Genomic DNA, 22,853 nt, shown 5'->3' with positions numbered 1-22,853 from the left:
GCCGCCGGGCGCTGTTAATGCAGACAGCAGTTCTTGAATTTCTTGCCGCTGCCGCACGGACAGGGATCGTTGCGCCCCACTTTGGTGCCGTTGATCACCGGCTGCTGAGTAACCGGCTCTTGCGGGTTGGCAATCCAGTAGTTATACAGACGCAGCGCTGCCGGACGAATGCCCTCGATGCTCTGCTGGAACGCCTCTTCACTGAAGGAATCCAGACGCTCAAAGTTCTCTTCAGAACCGTGCAGGGCAATTAAATCCAGATCGGCACGCAGTGACTCCGGCAGGGATGACCAGTCGGTCAGCGCCACGCCGCGCATATAGCCGAAGCACCACTCTTCCACCACGGTATAGGTTTGACCGTCGACGTCGTTCATGCCGAACATCGGTTCAAACTGATCCGGGTAGTCGCTCAGGCGTTCGGCGATATCGTTCATATGCTTGAAGCAGAGATCGATGAAGCGGTTCATCTCACGCTCGTTCTTCCAGCGCGGAATGTTCTTTTCGCCGCCCCACACCGCCACCAGCCAGCGATCTGGTTCCACCACCACGGGGCCGGACAGCACCGCGGTCAGCATACCGTCGAGTTCTGAGACATCCATAACGGACTCGTCATCATGACCGTAGGTCATTAAGGTCTCTTCCAGCCACTCCATTTCGGTTTCGTTTAACGGGCCTTCAGTCATGGGTAGATCTCCTGCAGAATAGAATGGTGTGCAGGGTAACACAGAAACGGTTCTCTTCCCTGTTGATCCACGGTCTTTGCTGGTGCAAAAACGCTTAAATCGTGACCGCTGCACAACTTATGTGCTTCGTTGTTAATGAGATGTGATCCCCGCTGTAATTTCACTTCGTGCCGCCGGGCGGCGTAAAACGGCGCTCTATACTGAAAATTGTCGAAACAAGGCCCTACGCTGCCCGTTCTGGCAACCATTTTGCTTAATGTTGTTCTGTCGAGGAAATGCGTCAGACACCCTCGCCTGTTTCTGCAGTTTGTCGTCCGTTTAGTGCAATGCATTTTGGATTGGGTACGCCTTCAGGCGTTCGACTACACACGGTTGTGCAAAAATCACTCAGAAAAGGTAGATCATAATGTCGCTGAAATTCATCAGAAGTCCTCTTTCTCTTGTTCTGGCAGGCTGCCTGGTCACGGCGTTTTCCGCCCAGGCTGATATCGTGATTGGTGTGGCGGGTCCCTTTACCGGGCCGAACGCCACGTACGGGGATCAGTACTGGCATGGCGCTACGCAGGCTGCGGAAGATATCAACGCCGCGGGCGGCATTAATGGTGAAAAGATCAAACTGGTGCAGGGCGATGACGCCTGCGAACCGAAGCAGGCCGTATCGGTAGCTAACCGTCTGGTGGATCAGGATAAAGTCAAAGCCGTGGTCGGCCACTTCTGCTCCTCTTCCACCATGCCTGCCTCTGAGGTCTATAACGACGCCGGCGTGCTGGCCATTACCCCCGGCTCTACCAACCCGCAGATCACCGAGCGCGGCATGAGCGACATGTTCCGCATGTGCGGGCGCGATGATCAGCAGGGCCAGATCGCCAGCGATTTCATTATCGACAAGCTGAAAGCCAAACGGGTGGCGATTATTCACGACAAGGACACCTACGGACAGGGTCTGGCGGATGCTACCAAAGCGGCGCTGGCGAAACGTGGCGTGCAGAACGTGATGTATGAAGGGCTGTCCCGCGGCGAGAAAGACTTTAACGCGCTGGTGACCAAAATCGGCGCCCAGAAGCCAGACGTGGTCTTCTTTGGCGGCTGCCATCCGGAAGCGGGCCCGCTGGTGCGCCAGATGCGTGAGCAGGGCGTGCAGGCGAAATTCTTCTCCGGGGACTGCATCGTCAACGAAGAGATGGTCACCGCTGCCGGGGGCGCGCAGTACACCAACGGCATCTACATGACCTTCGGTAAAGATCCGCGCCTGATCACGGAAGGCAAAGCGGTAATCGACAAATTCCGCGCCAGTAAATTCGAGCCGGAAGGCTATACCCTCTACGCCTACGCCTCTGTGCAGGCCATTGCTGCGGCATTTAAAGCTGCGGGCGGGGCCGATCCGGCCAAAGCCAGCGAATGGCTGAAAGCCAATTCGGTGGATACCGTGATGGGCAAAAAATCCTGGGACAGCAAAGGCGACCTGAAAATCTCCGACTACGTGGTGTACGAGTGGGACGACAAGGGCAAATATAAGGAAGTGCAGTAACCGCTCAACGTCGGTATGGCGACATACCGACGCACTATAACCATCGGGCCGCAGCGCAACCTGCGGCCTGTAACACGAGCGCGCGATGATGGAAACTTTCTTTCTGCAGCAGCTAATCAATGGCTTAACACTGGGGTCGGTCTACGGATTGATCGCCATCGGCTACACCATGGTCTACGGCATTATCGGCATGATTAACTTCGCCCACGGCGAAGTCTATATGATCTCCGCCTATCTCTGCGCCATCGGCCTGGCGCTCCTCTCCTTCTTCGGGCTGGAATCTTTTCCGCTGCTGATCCTCGGCACGCTGGTCTTTACCATCGTGGTAACGGGCGTCTATGGCTGGACCATCGAGCGGATCGCCTATAAACCGCTGCGTAACTCCACCCGTTTAGCCCCGCTGATTTCCGCCATCGGCATGTCGTTGATCCTGCAAAACTACGCTCAGCTTAGTCAGGGCCCACGCCAGCAAGGGGTGCCCACCATGCTCGATGGTGTGCTTCGCTTTCACATTGGCGAAGGCTTTGTGCAGATCACCTACACCAAAGTCTTCATTCTGATCGCCTCGTTCACCGGGATGCTGGTGCTGACCTGGATCATCAGCAACACCCGTCTAGGGCGGATGTGTCGCGCCGTGCAGCAGGATCGCAAGATGGCGTCGATTCTCGGCATCAATACCGACCGGATTATCTCCCTGGTGTTCGTGATTGGCGCGGCGATGGCCGGGCTGGCGGGCGTGCTGATCACCATGAACTACGGCACCTTTGATTTTTACGCCGGGTTTATCATCGGGATTAAAGCCTTTACCGCCGCCGTGCTCGGGGGGATCGGCTCTCTGCCTGGCGCCATGTTAGGCGGGTTAATCCTCGGCATCGCCGAGGCGCAGTTCTCGGGCATGGTCAACACCGATTATAAAGATGTCTTCTCCTTTGGGTTGCTGGTGGTGATCCTTATTTTCCGTCCTCAGGGACTGCTTGGCCGTCCCGTCGTGGCCAAAGTGTGAGAGAAATAACATGACGTCACAGATCGTTTCACAGCCCGTTGCTCACGACGGCTTTTCACTCAAACGCTGCCTCCTCGACGCCATTTTTGCGGGCATGGTCGCGCTGATTATTTTCGGTCCGGTGGCGGGTGTGGTGCTGGATGGCTACAGCTTTAACTTCGAAGGGCGGCGCCTGGCGTGGATCATCGCCACGGTAATGACAGGACGTTTTTTACTTAGCGCCTTTTTAATGACCGCGCCGGGCAGGCGTCTCTCCGCGCGTTTCGAGAGCGACAGCGCCGGGGTTTACGTGCGCCCGCCGGAGTACAAAAGCCGGATGCGCTGGATCCTGCCGCTGATAATCGCTCTGGCGGTCTGTTTTCCTTTCGTCGCCACCAAATACGTGCTGACGGTGGCGATCCTCGGCCTGATCTACGTCCTGCTCGGCCTCGGGCTGAACATCGTGGTGGGGCTCGCGGGGCTGCTGGATCTTGGCTATGTCGCCTTTTACGCTATCGGTGCCTACGGCCTGGCGCTGGGCTATCAGTATCTGGGGCTCGGCTTCTGGACCATGCTCCCCCTGGCGGCACTCATGGCCGCTGCCGCAGGCGCCCTGCTCGGCTTCCCGGTGCTGCGGATGCACGGTGACTATCTGGCGATTGTGACTCTCGGCTTCGGGGAGATCATCCGTCTGGTGCTCAACAACTGGCTGACCTTTACCGGCGGGCCGAACGGCGTCTCCGCCCCGCCTCCGACCTTTTTCGGTCTGGAGTTTGGTCGGCGGGCCAAAGATGGCGGCGTCCCGTTCCACGAGTTTTTTAACCTGACCTTTAACCCCAATCTGAAGTTCATTTTCATCTACGCCGTGCTGCTGCTGGTGGTGTTGCTGGTGCTCTACATTAAGCATCGCCTGACGCGAATGCCCATTGGCCGCGCCTGGGAAGCGCTGCGCGAAGACGAAATTGCCTGCCGCTCTATGGGCCTCAACCATGTGCTGGTGAAACTATCGGCCTTTACCCTGGGGGCGTCGACCGCGGGGATCGCCGGGGTGTTCTTCGCCACCTATCAGGGGTTCGTTAACCCCACCTCGTTCACCTTTTTTGAGTCGGCGCTGATCCTCGCCATCGTGGTATTAGGTGGCATGGGCTCAACCCTCGGGGTGGTGCTGGCGGCCTTCGTGCTCACCGTGACACCGGAGCTGTTGCGCACCTTCGCGGAGTACCGGGTGCTGCTGTTTGGCATCCTGATGGTGGTAATGATGATCTGGCGACCGCGCGGACTTATCCGCATCAACCGTACCGGCTTCGCGGTGCGTAAGGGAGTGGCGCCATGAACGGGACTATCCTGAGCGTGGAGCATCTGATGATGCATTTTGGCGGCATCAAGGCGCTAAACGACGTCAATCTGGAGGTGCAGCGCGGCTCTATCACCGCCCTGATCGGGCCGAACGGCGCGGGGAAAACCACGGTCTTCAACTGTCTGACCGGGTTTTATAAAGCCTCCGGCGGCAATATTCTGTTCAATACCCGCAGCAAAACCACCAACGTGATCCAGGTCCTGGGGCAGAAATTCCAGCCGGGAGACTGGATCAACCCGGCGCAGTTCGGCCAGCGTCTCTACTACAAGATGTTTGGCGGCACCCATCTGATCAACCGCGCCGGGCTGGCGCGCACCTTCCAGAATATCCGCCTGTTCCGCGAGATGTCGGTAGTGGAGAACCTGCTGGTGGCCCAGCACATGCAGGTGAACCGCAACCTGCTGGCCGGGGTGCTTAACACCCCCGCCTACCGGCGAGCGGAAAGCGACGCCCTGGATCGGGCCTTCTACTGGCTGGAGGTGGTGAACCTGGTGGATTGCGCCAACCGTCTGGCGGGCGAGATCTCCTACGGCCAGCAGCGGCGGCTCGAAATTGCCCGCGCCATGTGTACCGGGCCGGAGATGATCTGTCTTGATGAACCGGCCGCCGGGCTTAACCCGGTGGAGACCCACACGCTGAGTAACATCATCCGCTTCCTGCGCGATCGCCATGACATCACCGTCCTGCTGATCGAGCACGATATGGGCATGGTGATGGAGATTTCCGATCACATCATCGTCCTCGACCACGGAGATGTGATCGCCCAGGGTAAACCCGAACAGATCCAGCACGATGAAAAAGTCATTGCCGCCTATCTGGGCACCGATGAGAGCGAGGTCAGCGTATGAGTGAGGCGATGCTGGAGTTTCGTCAGGTGGATGTCTATTACGGGGTGATCCAGGCGCTGAAGCAGGTTTCCTTGCAGGTGAATCCCGGCGAAACCGTGGCGCTGATCGGCGCTAACGGGGCGGGAAAATCGACCCTGCTGATGTCGATTTTCGGCCAGCCCCGGGTGCGCGACGGGCAAATTCTGTTTTGCGGAGAAGATATTAGCCATAAATCGACCCACTATGTCGCATCGGGCGGCATCGCCCAGGCCCCGGAAGGACGGCGTATCTTCCCGGATATGACGGTAGAAGAGAACCTGCTGATGGGGACCATCCCCATTGGCAACCAGTATGCGGCCGGCGATCTGCAGAGCATGTTTGACCTCTTTCCGCGCCTGAAGGAGCGGCGCAAACAGCGGGCGATGACCATGTCCGGCGGCGAACAGCAGATGCTGGCCATCGCCCGCGCCCTGATGAGCCGCCCTAAACTGTTACTGCTGGATGAGCCGAGCCTGGGTTTAGCGCCGATTGTGGTGAAGCAGATCTTCCAGACCCTGCGGGAGCTGGCGCGCAACGGGATGACCATTTTCCTGGTAGAGCAGAACGCGCACCACGCGCTGAAGCTCTCCGACCGGGGGTATGTGATGGTCAACGGACAGATCCGCCTGAGCGGCAGCGGCGAAGAGCTGCTCGGCAATCAGGAGGTCAGAAAGGCTTATCTGGGCGGTGTCTGAGCGGAAGCCCGCCAGTCAGGTCTCCCTGACTGGCGTTATCAATGAAGATCGTCAGGCAGCTGCGCGTAATTCACTTTCTGCTGCTTAAAGTTGGTCACCGTGGGAGAGCCCACATCCTGCTCCGAGACAAAGGCGTATTTCGGGCTTAACTCTTTCGCCTCGATCCCGGTCCAGACGGAGAAGAAATCGAGAAAATCATTGGCAGAGCGGCGGGCTTTAATCAGGCGATGCTCTTTGTCGTCGCTCGACATGATCATAAAGGGCACCTGATAGTTTTGCTGGAAGGCATCACCATGCCCCATATACTGCCCCCCGGTCAGACGGGATTTATAGGTCAGACCGTGATCGGAGAAATAGACCATCGAGAAGCTGTCGCCGCTATTTTGTAGCTGCTGATAAAGCTGTTTTAACAGGTTGTCGGTCTGGGTGATGCTGTAGATGTAGCAGGAGGTCTCTTTCGACTGCACAAATTCACCATATTTTCCCTGGGTGCGCTCACAGGCCTGGGGGTGTGATCCCATTAAATGCAGGACGATCAGCTGCGTTTGGCTGTGGCGGGTAGAAAGCACCTGCTGCGTCATCTGTAATAAGGTTTCATCCCGGGGATTATTTTCATCTTCATAATAGCCTTTGCGTAAAAACTTTACGTTATTCGCACGCTTCGCAATACTGGCGACAGCGGTATCGTTTTCACCAATTTGTCCCTGATTGGAGAACCACCAGGTCTGGAATCCGGCGCGGTTTGCCAGCGTGACGAAGTTATTCTGATACTCCGGATTTCCCCCGCTCACCCGGGTCATGGAGAGGCCCAGCGAGATTTGGGTGGAGGCACTGGAGGAGACATAATCCGTAAACAACGTGCCCTTAACCGTGCTGGCAAAGGGGGTGTTATTCCACTGCCCGCCAAAAGCGCCTAAGGCATCCCGACGCGCACTTTCACCGATCACCACCACGTAGTTGTGGTAGCGGGGCTTCACCGCCAGCACGGTCCAGTTGTCCTTCAGTTTAGCCAGCTCCAGCATGTGCGCTTTTTCCTGCACCACTTCGTGGTTGTTGATCACCACGTCTTTCACGAAGCGGAACACCGGATAGCCCACATCCAGCAGGGTGAAGTTTCCCCAGTGGACCAGATTTTTCATCGGCGTCATAAAGAAACAGGCGACGCTGAAGGCCAGACAGAGCATATCCACGCGGCGCCACGGCAGTTTTGGCGTACTTTTACGCCGGAGCGCCACCCCGCCCAGCGCCAGAATGATCAATGAGACCAGATAGCTGTGCCACGGGAATATTGTCAGGATCTCGACGGACTCACTGAAGTTGGTGGAGTGCAGCGCCAGCAGGGTATTAAAGTTCGGTGCGCCATAGGCCTGCTCAAACGGGAAGTAGATGGCCGCCAGCAGGCTACACAGGGCAATAAACCCTTTCTGCACGCGAGGCGCGATCCGCCACAGGACAAAAAGCACGCAGCTAAATGCCACTGAATAGAGCAGGCTGAATGAATATCCAAACGAATAATTAATCAGTACGGATTGCAGGAAATAAAAAGCGGCCCACGGATTAAGGGAAACATCGCGCATCCAGAGGGTATATTTACTCGCGGTTATATTCATATTGACCGTAATCCACAATAAGCCGCAGCGAGGGAATAACCCATCGCCATAAAAAGCGATACAGGGATAAAAATGGAGCAATTTATGGAGAAACTTCTCCTAAGATAGAGCGCGCGGGCAGGAAGATCAACGTTTTGTAACGTAATATTTATCAAACTGAAGTAATATCATCATAATTCATCAATATTTGTGTGATAGGGCGCCTTTCCTGATATTTCAGAAAGGCGCCAGTACGACAACAATAATTAAGCCATAATGCGTAATTATTATATTTACGGTTTTTCAATACGGTTCACGGTTGCCGTATATCCCGTTTTCGCCACCGCTTGTAATAATGTCTCCGTCGGGAAACCTTCCGGGACGATGACGTCAGTTTGGCGCGTCTTCAACGACGCTTTCGCTTTCACTACCCCTTCCGTTTCACGCAGGGCCTGGTTAACCGAAATCACGCACAGCGAACAGGTCATGCCCTGCACATCCAGCACCACTTTTTCATTCGCGGCCTGGGCAAACAGCGGAAGCAGCAGACAGGCGCTTATTAACAGTCGTTTCATTCCATCACCTCATAAACCCAGGCCACCACCGTGGGGTAGAACAGCACCAGCAGCAGTACCGGCAGCGTAAGCCAGAACAGTAAACGCATCTGCCCCAGGGTTAAACGCCCGGTACACCACAGCCTTTTAGAAAAATAGAGCCGCCAGAACACCCGCAGCATCAGCCCGAGGGAGAGCGCAATCATCGGCAGGCGCAGAAATTCAAACTGGCTGAGCCCGGCAAACCCCGCCGCTGAGATGCCAAAAAGCAGGTAGAGCAGCGGTCCGACGCAGCAGAGCCCGGCGGTAACGGCAGCCGCGGCTGCCGTCAGCAGGGTAAGGCCTGCCCCCTTAGCGTTGTTCTGTTGAGACATAGTGGTAAGTGAACACCTTTGGATCGTAAAAATTGATTGGATCGCCGTCCACCTCGGCATAGGGATAGCCAAAGTTATTTACTGCCCCCTGCTCCGCCGCCGGGTACAGCTCGAAATCGCGCCCGTAGTTGAAGCCCACCCAGTTCATCTCCCAGTTGCCAAACAGGTAAGCATTCACCGCCTGCACATCGGGATCCTGATGGGCTTTTTTCTCCGCCAGACGCATTTTGGTGACGTCCGCCGGGTCACACGGCAGCCAGCCGTAGCCCGCCAGATAAAACTCCGCCCGGCAGTGCTGTCCGCCGCTGACGTCCGCCACCCCCGCGCTATCGGCCTTGCCGAAGGCGCTGGCGGAGTAGCGCTCCAGCTTGTTGGCTCTGCCCAGACGGATACCGAACAGTTCCCGCGCCGGGATGCCGCTGGCGCGCGCCAGGGCAACAAACACCGAGCTGATGTCGGTGCATTTGCCGCTGAGCTTGCCGCTTTGCAGAATGGTCGCCACATCACCGGTGCCACAGCCAATCACGTCGTTATCGCGCTCCATATGGCTGCTGACCCATTCGTAAATGAGGCGCGCTTTCTTCAGTGGATCGGTTTCGCCGCCGATAATTTTTTGCGCCGTTTCGCGCACCAGGCCATCAACCGGTGTGTGCGTTGTTGGCAGCAGGTATGGCTTTACCGCCAGCGGATAAACAATCTGTTCCGGTGCCTGCCAGTTTTTCAGCGCGTCGTGTTTCAGCGGCTCCCAGTCTGCCGTTTCGATCTCAAGATCGAGCTGAAGCAGCAGCTCGCCTTCACTTTTTGGCCAGGTTGCGAACAAAGTTTTCGCGCCATAGGTGTTGTTGGTGGTGACATAGGCCTGCTGATAGTTGCCGGTAAACGCCATGCCGATCATCTGCTGGAAGGCAGTATCCACCGGGAGCGGGATCCACAGCTTAACGACGCCGCTGGAGCCCTGCGGTGGCGCCAGTTTATAGGTTTGCGACAAGACAAAGCGGCGGCGCATCACCGGAGCGGCAAGCGGAGCGTTGTTTTGCACTACCGTCTTGCTGGCAACGGCCGGGCCCACCAGGCCTGCGGCAGAAAGAAGAACGCTATTTTTAAGAAATTGTCGACGCTGCATGGCTATCTGTCCCTTGAAAATGAGTCTGGCGACGGCAAAACGGGCCGACAGCACAGAGGATCATCACAGCAGACAGGCGCTGGCGCGAAGCGATGGGATTTATTCATCAATAACAGACCTGTTAACTGTGAATGATAGAAATTTTGGAGACGGTATTAGGCGCTTTTCAGCGTCGGTTGTACAGGCTTGAGGTCAAAAAAAGCGGCAGTTTCCCTGAAACGCGCCATACCGTTGCTTCAGCCCGGCGGATGGCGCAGGAAGCCTGATAAGTGACGTAAATCCCAAAACAGAGTATTGGCATAATAGTCCATGCGATGAGCCAGTAGTTCCATAACATTATAAATATGAAAACCCTACTGTTAATTCTTTAATCCAGCGGAGCTAACTCGCTATTTCCCCTGATTTTATCCGGGATAAAGTCTGCGAGGGAAGGATTATTATCACCTAATATTAAAAATGAACACGGGTAGGTCAAACAGCGAAACAACGTTATCACTATCATTTATTTTCACCACCATTCAGAGGTATGAGATGAGTAAAATGTGCTTAACAAAATTACTGTCGGCTGGTTTGCTCGGATTGATGGTATTTTCCACTTCCGCAATGGCGAAAGAAATTGAAGTGGTAAATATTTCAAAAATAGATGGCATGCCCTGGTTTAATCGCATGGGGGAAGGTGTCACCAAAGCTGGCAGTGACCTCGGTATTAAAGCCTCACAGGTAGGCCCTTCCAGCACCGATGCCCCGCAGCAGGTGAAAATTATTGAGGATTTAATCGCGAAAAAAGTATCGGCGATCGGGATTGTCCCCAACGATGCCGATGTGCTCGAGCCGGTATTTAAAAAGGCGCGGGATGCTGGCATCGTGGTATTAACCAACGAATCCCCGGGGCAACCGAGCGCCAACTGGGACGTTGAAATTATTGATAACGAAAAATTTGCCGCCGATAACGTCGAAGAGATGGCCAAAGCCATGGGCGGTAAAGGAGGTTATGTTATTTATGTCGGCAGTCTGACCGTGCCGCAACATAACCTGTGGGCGGATTTGTTCGTCAAATATCAGAAAGAACACTACCCGGATATGCATGAAGTCACCAGCCGTATGCCGGTGGCCGAGAATATTGACGATGCCCGCCGGACCACCATCGACCTAATGAAAGCTCACCCCGACCTGAAAGGGATTGTCTCCTTTGGCTCTCAGGGGCCAATTGGTGCGGGCCGCGCGGTGAAAGAGAAACGGGCGAAAGGCAAAGTGTTTGTTCACGGCATGATGATCCCCTCTCAGGCCGCTTCCCTGATTAAGAGCGGTGATATCGCCATGGGCATCACCTACGACCCGGCCTCTGCGGGTTACGCCATTACCGCCGTGGCCGACAAGGTACTGAAGGGAGAAGAGATAACCCAGGGTCTTGAGATCCCTAACCTCGGTAAAGCGGATGTGGATACTGAAAAACGCATCATCAAATTCCACAAAGTCCTGCGCGTGACGAAAGAAAATATCGACAGCCTGTATTAATCCGTTGGTTCTGCACGCCCTGCTGCGATCGTCGCAATAAGGGCGTGCTGTGTGAGTCCCTGAGAGGTAATAATGGAGCCGTTTATTTCACTGGGTCATATCAGCAAAACGTTCTACGGTGTGAAGGCGCTGGATAACATCGACCTGACGCTATTTCCCGGGGAGGTCCACTGTCTGGCCGGGCAGAACGGCTGCGGCAAATCGACGCTGATTAAAATTATTTCTGGCGTCTATAAACCCGATCCCGGCTTTCAAATCGTCATTGACGGCAAGCCCCGCTCCCACCTCTCCCCCATCGACTCGGTGAAAGCCGGGATTCAGGTTATTTATCAGGATCTCTCCCTGTTCCCGAACCTCACCGTGGCGGAAAACATCGCTATCCACCAACATCACCATAACCTGCTGGTGAATAAGGGTGAGATCCATCGCATCGCCGCGCGCACCGTGAAAAGTATTGAGGCGGAGCTGGATCTGGATGCCAATGTAGAGTCCCTGCCCATTGCCCAGCGCCAGATTGTGGCGATCTGCCGGGCGCTGGCCCAGGAAGCCAGGCTGATTATTATGGATGAGCCCACCGCCTCCCTCACCATGCAGGAGGTAAAAGGACTGCTGCGGGTGATTGGCGATTTAAAGAAAAGGAACATTTGCGTCGTGTTTGTCAGCCACCGTCTGGATGAAGTGCTCTCTATTTCCGACCGTATCAGCGTGCTCAAAAATGGCACCCTGGTTGGCACCTGGCCTGCCAGCGACATCAATAATAAAAAACTCGCTTTTCTGATGACCGGTAAAGAGTTTTCGTATGCGTTATTACCGCCGATAGAAAAACTTGGCGACGTAGCGCTGAGCGTTAAGAACCTCACTAAGCAGCACCAATACACCAACATCTCATTTCAGGTGCATCAGGGTGAGATCCTCGCCAGTACCGGATTACTCGGTGCGGGAAGAACAGAGCTTTGCCTGAGCCTGTTTGGGCTCACACAGCCTGATTCCGGGGAGATCGTGCTGGCAGGCAAAGCGGTGCGCTTCGCCAGCAACCGGGATGCGATCAATGCCGGGATTGGCTATGTCTCCGAAGACCGGATGAGCACCGGCCTGGTGATGGAACAGTCCATCAACGACAACATTATCTCTACCGTGCTACGACGGCTTAAAACGCCCTTTAAATTGTTAGACAGAACCAAAGCGGACCGCGTCGTCGCCGATTTAGTCGAGCAACTGAGCATTAAAATTGGCAGCGTCAACCTGCCGGTCAATACCCTCTCCGGGGGCAATGCCCAGCGTGTGGCGATAGCCAAATGGCTGGCGATCAATCCCAGGGTGCTGATCCTCGACTCCCCCACCGTCGGGGTGGACATTGCCAATAAAGCGGGGATCTATCAAATCATCTCCGCCCTGTCGCGCCAGGGGATCGCGGTGCTAATGATCACCGATGAGATCGATGAAGCCTACTTTAACAGTCATCGCATTTTAGTCATGCGCAAGGGTGAGATCGTCGCGGAACTCCTCCCGGAAAAGACCTCGGAAGCCGCGCTGGCGGAGGTGGTTAATGGTTAATAAATTCGGGATCAAAACCCACGAGCTGTTTTTAGGTCTGACCATACTGGTGATTGGCGGCTACCTGTCGTTTGCCAGCAGCGACTTTCTGACGCTCGGCAATATCTACGATCTGATCAATAACTACGCCATGCTCACTATTCTGGCCTGCGGCTTGTTTATTGTGCTGATTTCCGGCGGGATCGATATCTCCTTTCCGGCCATGACCATCATTTCACAGTACGTAATGGTGACGCTGATTCAGGGTACCACCGGCAATTTTGCCCTCGCGTTTGCGCTGGCCGGGGGGCTGGGATTGCTGCTCGGGTTGATCAACGCCACGCTGGTCAACCGTCTTAACGTGCCCTCCATCATTATCACCATCTCAACCCTGAATATTTTTTACGGCCTGCTGCTCTACCTGACCAAAGGCGTCTGGCTCTACAGCTATCCTGAGTGGTTTGAAGAGGGAGTGATGCTGTTCAAATTCACCGCCGCAGATGGCTACGACTATGGCTTAAGCCTGCCGATCATCACCCTGCTGGCAGTGGTGGCGTTAACCGGCTTCATCATGAATAAAACCAGCGTCGGGCGGATGATTTATGCCATGGGCGGCAATCGGGAGGCGGCCTCCCGCATGGGATTTGGCATCTTTAAAATGCAGCTGTTTGTCTATGGCTACATGGGGCTGATGTCCGGGGTGGCAGGCGTAGTGCAATCCGCGACCGTCTTAACCGTCGCGCCCGACTCTCTGCTGGGCTACGAACTGACGGTACTCGCTGCCGTGGTGTTAGGCGGAACCAGTATCGTCGGCGGGCGCGGCACCTTACTCGGCACCCTGTTAGGGGTGATTTTACTCGCCGTGTTGCAGAACGGTCTTAACCTGTTAGGGATCTCTTCGTACTGGCATACGGTCGTTACCGGGGTGGTGATCGTCACCAGTATCAGCATGACGGCATGGAGTCAGCGTAAAGGTCAGGGAGTCATAGTATGAGCGCCAATAAAACCCAGGATCGCGTCGAGATTTACCTGAGCGTGTTAATCGCGGTGGTGGTGATCGCGTTCAGCTTCCTGATACCCTCGGTCTTCTGGTCAGCCGCTAACTTCCAGTCCATTGCCTCGCAAATGCCGATCCTCGGCGTGCTGGCCCTCGCGATGGCGGTGACGATCCTCACCGGGGGGATCAACCTGTCCATCATCGCCACCATGAACGCCTGCGGTCTGGTGATGGCCTGGGTCGCTACCCATTATCCTCCAACCTTCAGCAGCATGCTGCTGGTGATTGCCGCCGGGTTAGTCATGGCCTTGGCGATCGGTTCGGTGATTGGATTTTTGGTTGCCGTGGTGCGGGTCTCGCCGATTTTAGCCACCCTTGGGATCATGACTCTGCTGAAAGGCATAAATATCCTCATCTCCAAAGGTTCGGCGATCTCTAACTTCCCGGACTATATTCTGGTGATTAACAGCACCAATATTTTCGGCGTCCCGCTGCCGCTGCTGGTTTTTCTGGCGGTGGTGGTCGTACTGTGGGTGATCCTCGAAAAATCCGCCTTCGGGCGCACCCTCTACCTGATCGGCTCTAACGAGCAGGCGACCCACTACTCCGGGATTAATACCCGTAAAACCCTTATCTGGGTCTATGTGCTCTCCTCGGTACTGTGCGTGATTGCCGCCCTGCTGATGATGTCGAAACTCAATTCAGCCAAGGCCTCTTACGGTGAATCTTATCTGCTGGTGTCGATTCTGGCGGCTGTACTGGGCGGGGTGAATCCGGACGGAGGCTTCGGTAAAGTCTTTGGCATGGTGATGGCGCTGATCCTGCTCCAGATGCTGGAGAGCGGCCTCAATATTCTGGGCGTGAGCAGCTACATCACCATGGCTCTGTGGGGCGGCTTGCTGTTAGCGTTTATCTTCCTGAAAGGGGCGCAGCTTTCGCGTCTGTTTGGTAAACCCTGATCGCCGCTAATTATGCTGGCTGCGCCGGTTGGTGTGGTCGTCACTACGCTGTTTGCCCGGATCATCATCCTGCTTATCATGGCGGATGGGATGGCCCTGGCTGTCATAGATGATATCGTCATCGCCCGCAGCCCAGGCGCATGATGCAGCGAATGTTACTAACGCGGTAATCAAGGTCAGTTTGTTCATTTTGAACCCCTCGCGAAGTTGTCGTTATTAGCGAGTACTACCTTTTTACAGAATAGTTATCCGTAACGCGAAGCTGGTCGTAAAGAAAGGTGATTCATTCCGGTGAATACGAGGAAAGTTTGAGAGGGCGATGAATTTCAGGCACAAAAAAACCACCTTTCGGTGGTTTCACGACACTGCTTATTGCTTTGATTATTCTTGTCTTTCCCATGGTAGCCGGAGTGGGACTTGAACCCACACAGCGCGAACGCCGAGGGATTTTAAATCCCTTGTGTCTACCGATTCCACCATCCGGCCTCGGGAAGAAAGTGGAGGCGCGTTCCGGAGTCGAACCGGACTAGACGGATTTGCAATCCGCTACATAACCGCTTTGCTAACGCGCCTTAAATCTTTTGTCTTACGACTGACACCCGCTATTGCGCATGTCTTAAATTTGGAGCGGGAAACGAGACTCGAACTCGCGACCCCGACCTTGGCAAGGTCGTGCTCTACCAACTGAGCTATTCCCGCATTCATCAAGTCATTATGCTAATCACTTGATTTTGCTATCGACTAACGGGCCGTGCCGTCGTTCGATGCGTTGCATTCTACTTACCTGACGCTTTGAGTCAACGTTAATTTTCGCAAGGATAGATCGTTTGCTGAAAATTGCGCCGAAACGATCACTGATCAAGCAAATCCCCGCGCGCGGCGTTCAAATATTGCAACATTGACCACAGGGTCAGTACCGCCGCGACCATAAACAGGCCAATACCTGCCCACTCTACCCACTCGTTTGGACGCCACAGCATCCATACCAGCGCCGCCATCTGCGCGGTGGTTTTCACCTTACCGATCCAGGAGACCGCCACGCTGCTGCGTTTACCCAGCTCCGCCATCCACTCGCGCAGGGCAGAGATAATAATCTCACGGGCAATCATGGTTGCCGCAGGCAGTGTGACCCACCAGCTGTGATAATGCTCAACCACCAGCACCATGGCGATGGCCACCATCACCTTGTCAGCCACCGGGTCGAGAAACGCGCCGAAACGGGTGCTTTGATTCCAGCGACGCGCCAGGTAGCCGTCGAACCAGTCAGTGACTGCCGCAACAAAAAAGATAAGTGCACATGCGAAAGGCGCCCAGACAAATGGCAGATAAAACGCCAGTACGAAGAAAGGAATGAGAACGACGCGGAAAAGCGTCAGCAATGTAGGGATATTTAATCGCATAGTGACGGTAACTGTTTGTTGTCAGTAATTATTAGCCCTATGTTGCTACAGAGCCCTCAATGTTTCAACGAGTAGTAGATCTTTTCTGCCAGCCCTTGCGAAATACCTGGCACTTTTGCAATTTCCTCTACGCTGGCATTGAGTAATCCTTGCAAACCGCCCATATATTTCAGCAACATCTGGCGACGTTTTGGCCCGACCCCTTCGATCGTTTCCAGGGTGCTGGTATTTTTTACCTTTGCCCGTTTTTTACGGTGACCGCTAATGGCATGAGCGTGCGACTCATCGCGAATATGCTGGATCACATGGAGCGCAGGTGAGTCCGGCGGCAGGCTAAAGCCCTCCCCTTCCGGCTCAAGGAACAGCGTCTCCAGCCCGGCTTTACGATCGGTGCCTTTCGCCACGCCCAGCAGCAGCGGATGATGCTTATCCCAGCTTACATCCAGTTCGGCAAAAACGGATTTTGCCTGGGCGAGCTGGCCTTTACCACCGTCAATCAGGATAACGTCCGGGATCTTACTCTCTTCGATAGCTTTACCATAGCGACGGCGCAGCACCTGGTTCATGGCCGCGTAATCGTCACCGGGAGTGATATCCGTAATGTTGTAGCGCCGGTACTCCGCGCGTAGCGGTCCGTTAGCATCAAATACCACGCAGGAGGCCACCGTCTGCTCCCCCATCGTGTGGCTGATGTCGAAACACTCCATCCGTTTCACTTCCGGCAGCTTAAGCACGGTTGCCAGCGCGATAAGACGCTGATGAACGGTCGACTGCTGCGACAGTTTGGTGGTCAACGCCGTTGCCGCATTGGTGCGCGCCAGCTTGAGGTAGCGGGCACGATCGCCGCGCGGTTTAGTCTGGACGTTAACCCGACGCCCAGCCAGCTCCGACAGCGAATCTGACAGCAGCGTTTTATCGCTGAGATTAAAATCGAGCAAAATTTCCGACGGCAGGGTTCGCATCTGGCTGCCCTGCAAATAGAACTGGCCAACAAAGGTCTCGACCACTTCACCCAGTTCGGTACCGCCCGGCACTTTCGGGAAATAGCTGCGGCTGCCCAGCACCTTACCCTGGCGGATAAAGAGTACATGTACGCAGGCCATGCCCGCATCGAACGACACGCCAATCACGTCCAGGTCATCGCCGGTATTAGAGACAAACTGTTTTTCCGTGACTCGTCGTACCGCCTGGATCTGATCGCGGATCCGCGCCGCCTCTTCAAAGTTCAGCGCCTGGCTGGCCTTCTCCATGCGGGCAATAAGCTGGTTCAGCACCTGATCGTCTTTACCGGCCAGGAACAGGCGCACATATTCCACCTGCTGGGCATACTCCTCTTCGCTGACCAACCCTTCCACGCAGGGTCCAAGGCAACGGCCTATCTGGTACTGCAGACAGGGACGGGAGCGGTTGCGATAGACGCTGTTTTCGCACTGCCGAATCGGGAAAATCTTTTGCAGCAGGGCCAGCGTCTCCCGCACGGCATAGCCGTTGGGGAACGGGCCGAAATATTCGCCTTTCGCATGTTTGGCACCGCGATGGGTAGCCAGACGCGGATGGGTATCGCTGCTGAGAAAAATAAACGGGTAGGATTTGTCGTCACGCAGCAGCACGTTATAACGCGGCTGGTAGAGCTTGATGTAGTTATGCTCCAGCAACAGCGCTTCGGTCTCTGTGTGGGTCACAGTGACGTCAATCTGCTGGATCTGAGCGACCAGCGCTTCAGTTTTGCGGGAGGCAAGATTGCTGCGGAAATAGCTGGAAAGACGCTTCTTAAGATCTTTCGCTTTACCGACGTAAATAACCGTCCCGCCTGCGTCATACATCCGGTAGACGCCTGGCTGGCTGGTGACGGTTTTCAGGAAAGCACTGGAATCAAACACTTCACTCACTGACTAATTAGGGTCTCGGCATTGCACAGACCATGACGGATGGCCAGGTGAGTGAGTTCGACATCGCCATTAATGTTCAGCTTACTGAACATACGGTAGCGGTAGCTGTTCACCGTTTTCGGGCTGAGATTAAGCTGCTCAGAGATCTCATTCACCTTCTGGCCTTTGGTAATCATCAGCATAATCTGCAATTCGCGCTCAGACAAACTGGCAAACGGTGATTCGGTCTTTTCTGGTTCAATCTGGCTGAGCGCCATTTGCTGCGCGATATCAGAAGCGATATAGCGCTGCCCGGAATAGACAGAACGGATAGCGTTAACAACTTCCTGAGGGGCTGCGCCCTTGCTCAGGTAGCCCGCGGCGCCCGCCTGCATCACTTTTGCAGGAAGAGGATTTTCAGTGTGAACCGTCAGCATGATCACTTTGGTATCAACCCAGGCGCGCGCGATTTTACGCGTTGCTTCCAGGCCGCCAATACCGGGCATGTTCATGTCCATCAGGACAACATCTGCACTATTCGTCCGGCACCATTTTACGGCATCTTCACCGCAGCAGGCCTCGCCAGCAACTTTTATACCTTTAATATCTTCAAGAATGCGTCGTATCCCTGCGCGCACCAGTTCGTGGTCATCAACAAGAAGGACGTTGATCAAAGGAAATTCTCCAGAATAGGGATAACGCTACAGACAGTTAATTCGGCTCATATTAACGTTTTTTATCGCAAACTGAAAACGTTAAAAAATGCAGGCCTTCGTTATAACTCTCTTTTTTGGAAATTAACTTGTACATCAACTGGAAACGGAAGCCTTGCGCCATGCGGCTCAGGCGCCTTTTTTCAGGCTGATGTTTTCAAAAATTTACAAATTTTAGGGGCTATTTTTTTATTGTTAAAATACCTCACGTAATTTTGTAACAATAATTAACCTGCTAACTACCTTAGCTAAACAATACCCTCCGCTTAACGTCTTAAAAGTGTAGGGTGAATGGTCGTTCAATTAAATAAACAAAACGGCTGAAAGTACAAAAAACAAGCACTGCGTTTTTTTTTAAGGCTTGTGGTATACTCCGCCGCCTTGAACTTTTGAACTATGCGCTCAAGCGCCGTTTTTATCATGAGGAAAATAAATGAGCACACCTGATTTTGCCACTGCTGAGAATAATCAAGAACTGGCACAGGAAGTCTCCTGTCTGAAATCTCTGTTGACCCTGATGCTGCAGGCGATGGGCCAGGCGGATGCCGGTCGTGTGATCATTAAGATGGAACGCCAGATTGCGCAGATGGAAGACCAGGCTCAGGCTGAGGTATTTTCCAGCACCGTTAAGCAAATCAAACAAGCTTACCGTCAATAAAACAAAAACGGCTGAAAGCAATGCATTCAGCCGTTTACTCGCCTGCCACGCAGAACTGAAGTGTAGTCAGATAATTCCCGTCGCTGCCGCATAGCAGGCTATTTGCGTTTTATTCGGCGCATTGAATTTCTTCTGCATATTCTTCTGGTGGAAGTTCACCGTATTCTCAGAGATAGAGAGAATAATCGCTATTTCTGCCGAGGTTTTGCCTTCCGCTGTCCATTTCAGGATCTCCTTCTCGCGCTTGCTGAACTTCATCTCGGGTGGCATCACCATTTCATGCTCCAGGCGTAGCAGCGTGGTCAAGGCCATTTGCACTAGCATTTGCAGACGCAACTCAACCACTTCATTCGCCATCATATTGACCGACAGGCTGGTGCTGGAGACCGACAGGAACCCCATCGCATGATTAGGCAGCATCAGACACTGGGTGATCCCTTTGCGCAGACCGTGGTCGCGCGCCCCGTCCCATAAGGACTGCGCCTCGGCAAATAAGGCGTCGTTCCAGGGTAAGTGCCCGTGGACGAAATTCTCGGGTTTCAGCACAGGATCGATGGTGAAATAATTTTCCGCCTGATAGTGCGCCATCCACTGTTGCGGATAGGTTGAGTGCACCGAGACTTTCGGTCGGGTAAACGGTACCGGATGACGGACGCAGAGAGCGAAATACTCATAACCCAGGTTCTGAGTTTGACGCTGAAGTTCGGGATATACCTCGCTGGCGGATGTCATCCCCTGAAAACGGAGATAGCACTCCCGTCGCCATGTAAAAAAGTCTAAATCCTTCATACCAAGTGAATGAAGCCCCTGTAAAGATAATCATTATTATGATTTCTTAAATTAACACATAAATCTTATTTATATGTATAAAATATCGACCCTGAGGTAATTATCTACAGATTTTAAGCACTTAGGGGGTTTGTGGCGGGATAAAATCGCGGGACCATTCATTTCAGGGATGAATATTTTGCTCCGGAGATTAATTCCGGAGCAATTAAAAGCAAATATGCTATTGCATCAGGAATTTCTCAAGGAATTGCCGGGTACGGGGCTGCTGAGGATCGGCAAACAGCGCTTTCGCCGGCCCCTGCTCCACAATACGCCCCTGATCCATAAAAATCGCCCTGTCTGCTACGTCGCGGGCAAAGCTCATCTCATGGGTGACAATGACCATAGTACGTTTCTCCTGTGCCAGTTGGCGAATGGCATTCAGCACCTCCCCCACCAGCTCCGGATCCAGCGCTGAGGTCGGTTCATCAAACAGGATCACGTCAGGACGCATTGCCAGGGCGCGGGCAATTGCCACACGCTGCTGCTGTCCACCGGAGAGACGGCGCGGGTAACTGCCCTCTTTCCCGGAAAGCCCCACTTTTGCCAGTAACTCCCGGGCGCGGGCTGTCGCCTCCTCTTTGGGTTCGCCTTTGACAATTACCGGGCCTTCAATGATGTTTTCCAGCACCGTGCGGTGAGGAAACAGATTAAAGCTCTGGAAGACAAAGCCGACATGCTGACGCAGACGACGAATCAGCCCTTTTTGCTGACCCAGCGACTTACCGGTATCAATGGTGATGTCACCCACGCGAATGGTGCCAGCTTCCGGATGCTCCAGCAGGTTGATACTGCGCAGTAGCGTGGTTTTACCGGACCCGCTGGGCCCGATAATCGCCACCACTTCGCCCTCCTGCACCTCCAGGTCGATGCCGTGCAGCACCGTCTGGCCGTGAAATTTCTTCACCAGGTTTTTAACGTCGATAGCACTCATTTCGGATCACGCTCCTGGCGGTTAAGCTGGTTTTCAAAATAGTTTTGCAGCGCGGACAGCACGGTTGCCATGATCCAGTAGATCAGCGAGGCGGCCAGATACATGGTAAAGACCTCCAGCGTGCGCGAGGTGATCAACTGCGCCTGACGGAACAGCTCCGGCACCTGAATGGTGGCCGCCAGCGAGGTGTCTTTTACCAGGCTAATGAAGCTATTGCTGAGCGGTGGCAGCGCCACGCGCGCAGCCTGAGGCAGGATGGCCCGGCGCAGGGTCTGCCACGGCGTCATCCCGATACTGGCTGCGGCTTCCCACTGGCCTTTGTCGATGGAGGAGATAGCTGCGCGCAGGGTTTCCGCCGCATAGGCAGCAGTATTAAGCGACAGACCGATCATTGCCGCCGGGATGGGATCCAGCTCAATACCAAACTGCGGCAGGCCGTAGTAAATCATGAACAGCTGGGCAATCAGCGGCGTGCCGCGGAAGATGGAAATATAAAAACGCGCCAGCCAGCGCACGGGCAGCAGAGGCGACATGCGCATCAACGCCAGCACAAAGCCCAGCACCAGACCGAAAAACATCCCGCCAATACTCAGCTGCAGCGTAAATACTGCGCCTTTCAGCAGGAAGGGCAACGAATCAATCACCAGTTGAATACTTTCTTGCATTATGATTTTTCTGCCTGTGATTTAGACATGAGGATGGTAGGCAAAGAGAGCGGGCGCCCCGCCAGTATGAATAAACAGAATCGGGCCTTCATCTTTAAAGCGTTTCTGTTCGATCCCGTCAATAAGCCCGGCCATGGCTTTGCCGGTATAGACCGGATCCAGCAAAATCCCTTCAAGACGCGCCAGCAGTTTCACCGCTTCCGTGCCCTCATCATTAGGGGTGCCGTAGCCCGGCGCGAAATAGTCATCCCACAGCACGATATCCGCCTTCGCGCTCACCTCCAGCTGCTGTGCCACCGCCTGTTGCAGCGACACTACCTTCGGTTTTTGATCGGCTACGCTGCGTGATACGGTAACGCCAATCAGCTCAACCTCCGGCATCAGCTGCTCCAGTCCTACCGCCAGCCCGGCATGGGTGCCTGCGCTACCGGAGGCGACCACCACCGAGGAGAGGCCAACTGTGCCTTCGCACTGCTGGGCAATTTCCAGGGCGCTTTCGACGTAGCCCAACGCACCCAGCGCATTCGAACCGCCAACCGGGATCACATACGGGCGAAAACCCTGGGCTTCAACGCGGGTCGCCAGCTCATTCAGCTGCGCCACGGGATCGGTCAGCGCATCGCACATCTCTATCTGCACGTTGAACAGATCCAGCAGCAGGCGGTTGCCGTTGCTGAGGTAGTTTTCTGCCTTTGTGCCAATCGGGTTTTCCAGCAGGGCGATACAGTGCAGGCCCAGCTTAGCCGCCACGGCCGCGGTCTGGCGAACATGGTTCGACTGGATGGCGCCTGCGGTGATCAGCGTGTCGGCCCCTTCACGCAGCGCATCCGCCGCGAGGAACTCGAGCTTGCGCAGTTTGTTGCCCCCCATTGCTATGGGCGTCACGTCATCACGTTTGATAAGGATGTCGCGCCCCAGGTAATCCGATAAGCGCGGCAAATACTCCAGCGGCGTCGGCGCACCGATAAATTCCAGCCGCGGAAAACGCGTCAGGTTCTGTAATGACATGAAAACCTCCATAATCCTGTCTAA

At 54.6% G+C, this 22,853-nt stretch carries 23 protein-coding genes and 3 tRNA genes; 10 read left to right on the top strand and 16 right to left on the bottom strand.

The window, feature by feature from the left end:
* Positions 1 to 14: 14 nt before the first annotated feature.
* On the bottom strand, positions 15 to 683 hold the full coding sequence (locus tag DVA43_RS03390; RefSeq protein WP_114314583.1) for a YecA family protein: 669 nt from the start codon (positions 681 to 683) through the stop codon (positions 15 to 17).
* Between the two features lie 406 nt (positions 684 to 1,089).
* On the opposite strand from DVA43_RS03390, the gene DVA43_RS03385 reads away from it, so the two are divergent.
* The 5 genes from DVA43_RS03385 to DVA43_RS03365 all read left to right on the top strand — a co-directional run bounded on the left by DVA43_RS03385 (position 1,090) and on the right by DVA43_RS03365 (position 6,111).
* Positions 1,090 to 2,211, top strand: coding sequence for a branched-chain amino acid ABC transporter substrate-binding protein (locus DVA43_RS03385; RefSeq protein WP_114314582.1), 1,122 nt, complete (start codon positions 1,090 to 1,092; stop codon positions 2,209 to 2,211).
* Positions 2,212 to 2,299: 88 nt separating this feature from the next.
* Positions 2,300 to 3,214 carry a branched-chain amino acid ABC transporter permease LivH gene (locus DVA43_RS03380; RefSeq protein WP_114317066.1) on the top strand — a complete coding sequence of 305 codons (915 nt, stop codon included), beginning with the start codon at positions 2,300 to 2,302 and terminating at the stop codon, positions 3,212 to 3,214.
* Between the two features lie 10 nt (positions 3,215 to 3,224).
* Positions 3,225 to 4,526, top strand: a complete 1,302-nt coding sequence (livM, locus tag DVA43_RS03375) for a high-affinity branched-chain amino acid ABC transporter permease LivM (RefSeq protein WP_210405530.1) — start codon at positions 3,225 to 3,227, stop codon at positions 4,524 to 4,526.
* On the top strand, positions 4,523 to 5,398 hold the full coding sequence (locus DVA43_RS03370) for an ATP-binding cassette domain-containing protein (RefSeq protein ID WP_114314581.1): 876 nt from the start codon (positions 4,523 to 4,525) through the stop codon (positions 5,396 to 5,398). Before livM ends, DVA43_RS03370 begins: the two co-directional genes overlap by 4 nt.
* Entirely contained in the window at positions 5,395 to 6,111 is a 717-nt protein-coding gene (locus DVA43_RS03365; protein ID WP_114314580.1) for an ABC transporter ATP-binding protein, read from the top strand. The genes DVA43_RS03370 and DVA43_RS03365 overlap by 4 nt, the downstream gene beginning before the upstream one ends.
* A gap of 38 nt (positions 6,112 to 6,149) precedes the next feature.
* Here DVA43_RS03365 and DVA43_RS03360 read toward each other — a convergent pair whose 3' ends face one another.
* The 4 genes from DVA43_RS03360 to DVA43_RS03345 form a co-directional block, all read right to left on the bottom strand.
* Complete coding sequence (locus tag DVA43_RS03360) at positions 6,150 to 7,721, bottom strand: sulfatase-like hydrolase/transferase (protein WP_114314579.1); 1,572 nt, start codon at positions 7,719 to 7,721, stop codon at positions 6,150 to 6,152.
* Between the two features lie 272 nt (positions 7,722 to 7,993).
* Positions 7,994 to 8,275 carry a heavy-metal-associated domain-containing protein gene (locus tag DVA43_RS03355; protein WP_103822426.1) on the bottom strand — a complete coding sequence of 94 codons (282 nt, stop codon included), beginning with the start codon at positions 8,273 to 8,275 and terminating at the stop codon, positions 7,994 to 7,996.
* Positions 8,272 to 8,628 carry a mercuric transporter MerT family protein gene (locus DVA43_RS03350; RefSeq protein WP_114314578.1) on the bottom strand — a complete coding sequence of 119 codons (357 nt, stop codon included), beginning with the start codon at positions 8,626 to 8,628 and terminating at the stop codon, positions 8,272 to 8,274. Before DVA43_RS03350 ends, DVA43_RS03355 begins: the two co-directional genes overlap by 4 nt.
* The gene (locus DVA43_RS03345) at positions 8,606 to 9,751 is read right to left on the bottom strand and encodes a transglutaminase-like domain-containing protein (RefSeq protein ID WP_114314577.1); all 1,146 of its coding nucleotides are present in this window, start codon (positions 9,749 to 9,751) and stop codon (positions 8,606 to 8,608) included. Before DVA43_RS03345 ends, DVA43_RS03350 begins: the two co-directional genes overlap by 23 nt.
* Positions 9,752 to 10,282: 531 nt before the next feature.
* Here DVA43_RS03345 and DVA43_RS03340 point away from each other — a divergent pair.
* The 4 genes from DVA43_RS03340 to DVA43_RS03325 all read left to right on the top strand — a co-directional run bounded on the left by DVA43_RS03340 (position 10,283) and on the right by DVA43_RS03325 (position 14,755).
* Entirely contained in the window at positions 10,283 to 11,266 is a 984-nt protein-coding gene (locus DVA43_RS03340; RefSeq protein WP_114314576.1) for an autoinducer 2 ABC transporter substrate-binding protein, read from the top strand.
* A gap of 72 nt (positions 11,267 to 11,338) precedes the next feature.
* Entirely contained in the window at positions 11,339 to 12,820 is a 1,482-nt protein-coding gene (locus tag DVA43_RS03335; RefSeq protein WP_114314575.1) for a sugar ABC transporter ATP-binding protein, read from the top strand.
* A complete protein-coding gene (locus DVA43_RS03330) occupies positions 12,813 to 13,793 on the top strand; it encodes an ABC transporter permease (RefSeq protein WP_114314574.1) in 981 nt (326 codons plus the stop codon). The genes DVA43_RS03335 and DVA43_RS03330 overlap by 8 nt, the downstream gene beginning before the upstream one ends.
* Entirely contained in the window at positions 13,790 to 14,755 is a 966-nt protein-coding gene (locus DVA43_RS03325) for an ABC transporter permease (protein ID WP_114314573.1), read from the top strand. The genes DVA43_RS03330 and DVA43_RS03325 overlap by 4 nt, the downstream gene beginning before the upstream one ends.
* A gap of 6 nt (positions 14,756 to 14,761) precedes the next feature.
* Here DVA43_RS03325 and DVA43_RS03320 read toward each other — a convergent pair whose 3' ends face one another.
* From DVA43_RS03320 to uvrY, 7 genes are all read right to left on the bottom strand, one after another.
* Positions 14,762 to 14,944, bottom strand: coding sequence for a hypothetical protein (locus tag DVA43_RS03320; protein WP_114314572.1), 183 nt, complete (start codon positions 14,942 to 14,944; stop codon positions 14,762 to 14,764).
* 210 nt (positions 14,945 to 15,154) lie between these two features.
* Positions 15,155 to 15,241, bottom strand: a tRNA-Leu gene (locus DVA43_RS03315).
* A 12-nt stretch (positions 15,242 to 15,253) separates the two neighbouring features.
* Positions 15,254 to 15,327, bottom strand: a tRNA-Cys gene (locus DVA43_RS03310).
* A gap of 51 nt (positions 15,328 to 15,378) precedes the next feature.
* Positions 15,379 to 15,454 (bottom strand) — tRNA-Gly (locus DVA43_RS03305).
* Between the two features lie 152 nt (positions 15,455 to 15,606).
* On the bottom strand, positions 15,607 to 16,155 hold the full coding sequence (gene pgsA / locus DVA43_RS03300) for a CDP-diacylglycerol--glycerol-3-phosphate 3-phosphatidyltransferase (RefSeq protein ID WP_032612063.1): 549 nt from the start codon (positions 16,153 to 16,155) through the stop codon (positions 15,607 to 15,609).
* Positions 16,156 to 16,211: 56 nt separating this feature from the next.
* Complete coding sequence (gene uvrC / locus DVA43_RS03295) at positions 16,212 to 18,044, bottom strand: excinuclease ABC subunit UvrC (protein WP_103822434.1); 1,833 nt, start codon at positions 18,042 to 18,044, stop codon at positions 16,212 to 16,214.
* The gene (uvrY, locus tag DVA43_RS03290; RefSeq protein ID WP_114314571.1) at positions 18,041 to 18,697 is read right to left on the bottom strand and encodes a UvrY/SirA/GacA family response regulator transcription factor; all 657 of its coding nucleotides are present in this window, start codon (positions 18,695 to 18,697) and stop codon (positions 18,041 to 18,043) included. Before uvrY ends, uvrC begins: the two co-directional genes overlap by 4 nt.
* 472 nt (positions 18,698 to 19,169) lie before the next feature.
* On the opposite strand from uvrY, the gene DVA43_RS03280 reads away from it, so the two are divergent.
* Positions 19,170 to 19,394 (top strand): DUF2594 family protein, encoded by a 225-nt coding sequence (locus DVA43_RS03280; protein ID WP_103180123.1) that lies wholly within the window; start codon positions 19,170 to 19,172, stop codon positions 19,392 to 19,394.
* A gap of 66 nt (positions 19,395 to 19,460) precedes the next feature.
* Here DVA43_RS03280 and sdiA read toward each other — a convergent pair whose 3' ends face one another.
* From sdiA to dcyD, 4 genes are all read right to left on the bottom strand, one after another.
* On the bottom strand, positions 19,461 to 20,183 hold the full coding sequence (gene sdiA, locus DVA43_RS03275) for a transcriptional regulator SdiA (RefSeq protein WP_114314569.1): 723 nt from the start codon (positions 20,181 to 20,183) through the stop codon (positions 19,461 to 19,463).
* Between the two features lie 220 nt (positions 20,184 to 20,403).
* Entirely contained in the window at positions 20,404 to 21,156 is a 753-nt protein-coding gene (tcyN, locus tag DVA43_RS03270) for an L-cystine ABC transporter ATP-binding protein TcyN (RefSeq protein WP_103180125.1), read from the bottom strand.
* Positions 21,153 to 21,821, bottom strand: a complete 669-nt coding sequence (tcyL, locus tag DVA43_RS03265) for a cystine ABC transporter permease (protein ID WP_103180126.1) — start codon at positions 21,819 to 21,821, stop codon at positions 21,153 to 21,155. Before tcyL ends, tcyN begins: the two co-directional genes overlap by 4 nt.
* A gap of 21 nt (positions 21,822 to 21,842) precedes the next feature.
* Positions 21,843 to 22,829: a D-cysteine desulfhydrase gene (gene dcyD, locus DVA43_RS03260; protein WP_114314568.1), complete on the bottom strand. Its 987-nt coding sequence runs from the start codon at positions 22,827 to 22,829 to the stop codon at positions 21,843 to 21,845.
* Positions 22,830 to 22,853: the final 24 nt, after the last annotated feature.

Source organism: Leclercia sp. W6, from assembly GCF_003336345.1.
Classification (GTDB): Bacteria; Pseudomonadota; Gammaproteobacteria; order Enterobacterales; family Enterobacteriaceae; genus Enterobacter.
The sequence above is the reverse complement of the archived record's forward strand: the minus strand, read 5'-3'. Positions and strand labels throughout refer to the sequence as shown.

Excerpts from the sequence above, each read along its gene's own strand:
- DVA43_RS03390 (WP_114314583.1), bottom strand. The coding sequence starts at position 683 with ATGACTGAAGGCCCGTTAAACGAAACCGAAATGGAGTGGCTGGAAGAG.
- tcyN (WP_103180125.1), bottom strand. The coding sequence starts at position 21,156 with ATGAGTGCTATCGACGTTAAAAACCTGGTGAAGAAATTTCACGGCCAG.
- DVA43_RS03330 (WP_114314574.1), top strand. The coding sequence starts at position 12,813 with ATGGTTAATAAATTCGGGATCAAAACCCACGAGCTGTTTTTAGGTCTG.
- DVA43_RS03370 (WP_114314581.1), top strand. The coding sequence starts at position 4,523 with ATGAACGGGACTATCCTGAGCGTGGAGCATCTGATGATGCATTTTGGC.
- DVA43_RS03360 (WP_114314579.1), bottom strand. The coding sequence starts at position 7,721 with ATGAATATAACCGCGAGTAAATATACCCTCTGGATGCGCGATGTTTCC.
- livM (WP_210405530.1), top strand. The coding sequence starts at position 3,225 with ATGACGTCACAGATCGTTTCACAGCCCGTTGCTCACGACGGCTTTTCA.
- DVA43_RS03345 (WP_114314577.1), bottom strand. The coding sequence starts at position 9,751 with ATGCAGCGTCGACAATTTCTTAAAAATAGCGTTCTTCTTTCTGCCGCA.
- DVA43_RS03320 (WP_114314572.1), bottom strand. The coding sequence starts at position 14,944 with ATGAACAAACTGACCTTGATTACCGCGTTAGTAACATTCGCTGCATCA.
- dcyD (WP_114314568.1), bottom strand. The coding sequence starts at position 22,829 with ATGTCATTACAGAACCTGACGCGTTTTCCGCGGCTGGAATTTATCGGT.
- tcyL (WP_103180126.1), bottom strand. The coding sequence starts at position 21,821 with ATGCAAGAAAGTATTCAACTGGTGATTGATTCGTTGCCCTTCCTGCTG.
- DVA43_RS03355 (WP_103822426.1), bottom strand. The coding sequence starts at position 8,275 with ATGAAACGACTGTTAATAAGCGCCTGTCTGCTGCTTCCGCTGTTTGCC.
- pgsA (WP_032612063.1), bottom strand. The coding sequence starts at position 16,155 with ATGCGATTAAATATCCCTACATTGCTGACGCTTTTCCGCGTCGTTCTC.
- DVA43_RS03325 (WP_114314573.1), top strand. The coding sequence starts at position 13,790 with ATGAGCGCCAATAAAACCCAGGATCGCGTCGAGATTTACCTGAGCGTG.
- DVA43_RS03350 (WP_114314578.1), bottom strand. The coding sequence starts at position 8,628 with ATGTCTCAACAGAACAACGCTAAGGGGGCAGGCCTTACCCTGCTGACG.
- DVA43_RS03365 (WP_114314580.1), top strand. The coding sequence starts at position 5,395 with ATGAGTGAGGCGATGCTGGAGTTTCGTCAGGTGGATGTCTATTACGGG.
- DVA43_RS03280 (WP_103180123.1), top strand. The coding sequence starts at position 19,170 with ATGAGCACACCTGATTTTGCCACTGCTGAGAATAATCAAGAACTGGCA.
- sdiA (WP_114314569.1), bottom strand. The coding sequence starts at position 20,183 with ATGAAGGATTTAGACTTTTTTACATGGCGACGGGAGTGCTATCTCCGT.
- DVA43_RS03340 (WP_114314576.1), top strand. The coding sequence starts at position 10,283 with ATGAGTAAAATGTGCTTAACAAAATTACTGTCGGCTGGTTTGCTCGGA.
- DVA43_RS03380 (WP_114317066.1), top strand. The coding sequence starts at position 2,300 with ATGGAAACTTTCTTTCTGCAGCAGCTAATCAATGGCTTAACACTGGGG.
- DVA43_RS03335 (WP_114314575.1), top strand. The coding sequence starts at position 11,339 with ATGGAGCCGTTTATTTCACTGGGTCATATCAGCAAAACGTTCTACGGT.
- DVA43_RS03385 (WP_114314582.1), top strand. The coding sequence starts at position 1,090 with ATGTCGCTGAAATTCATCAGAAGTCCTCTTTCTCTTGTTCTGGCAGGC.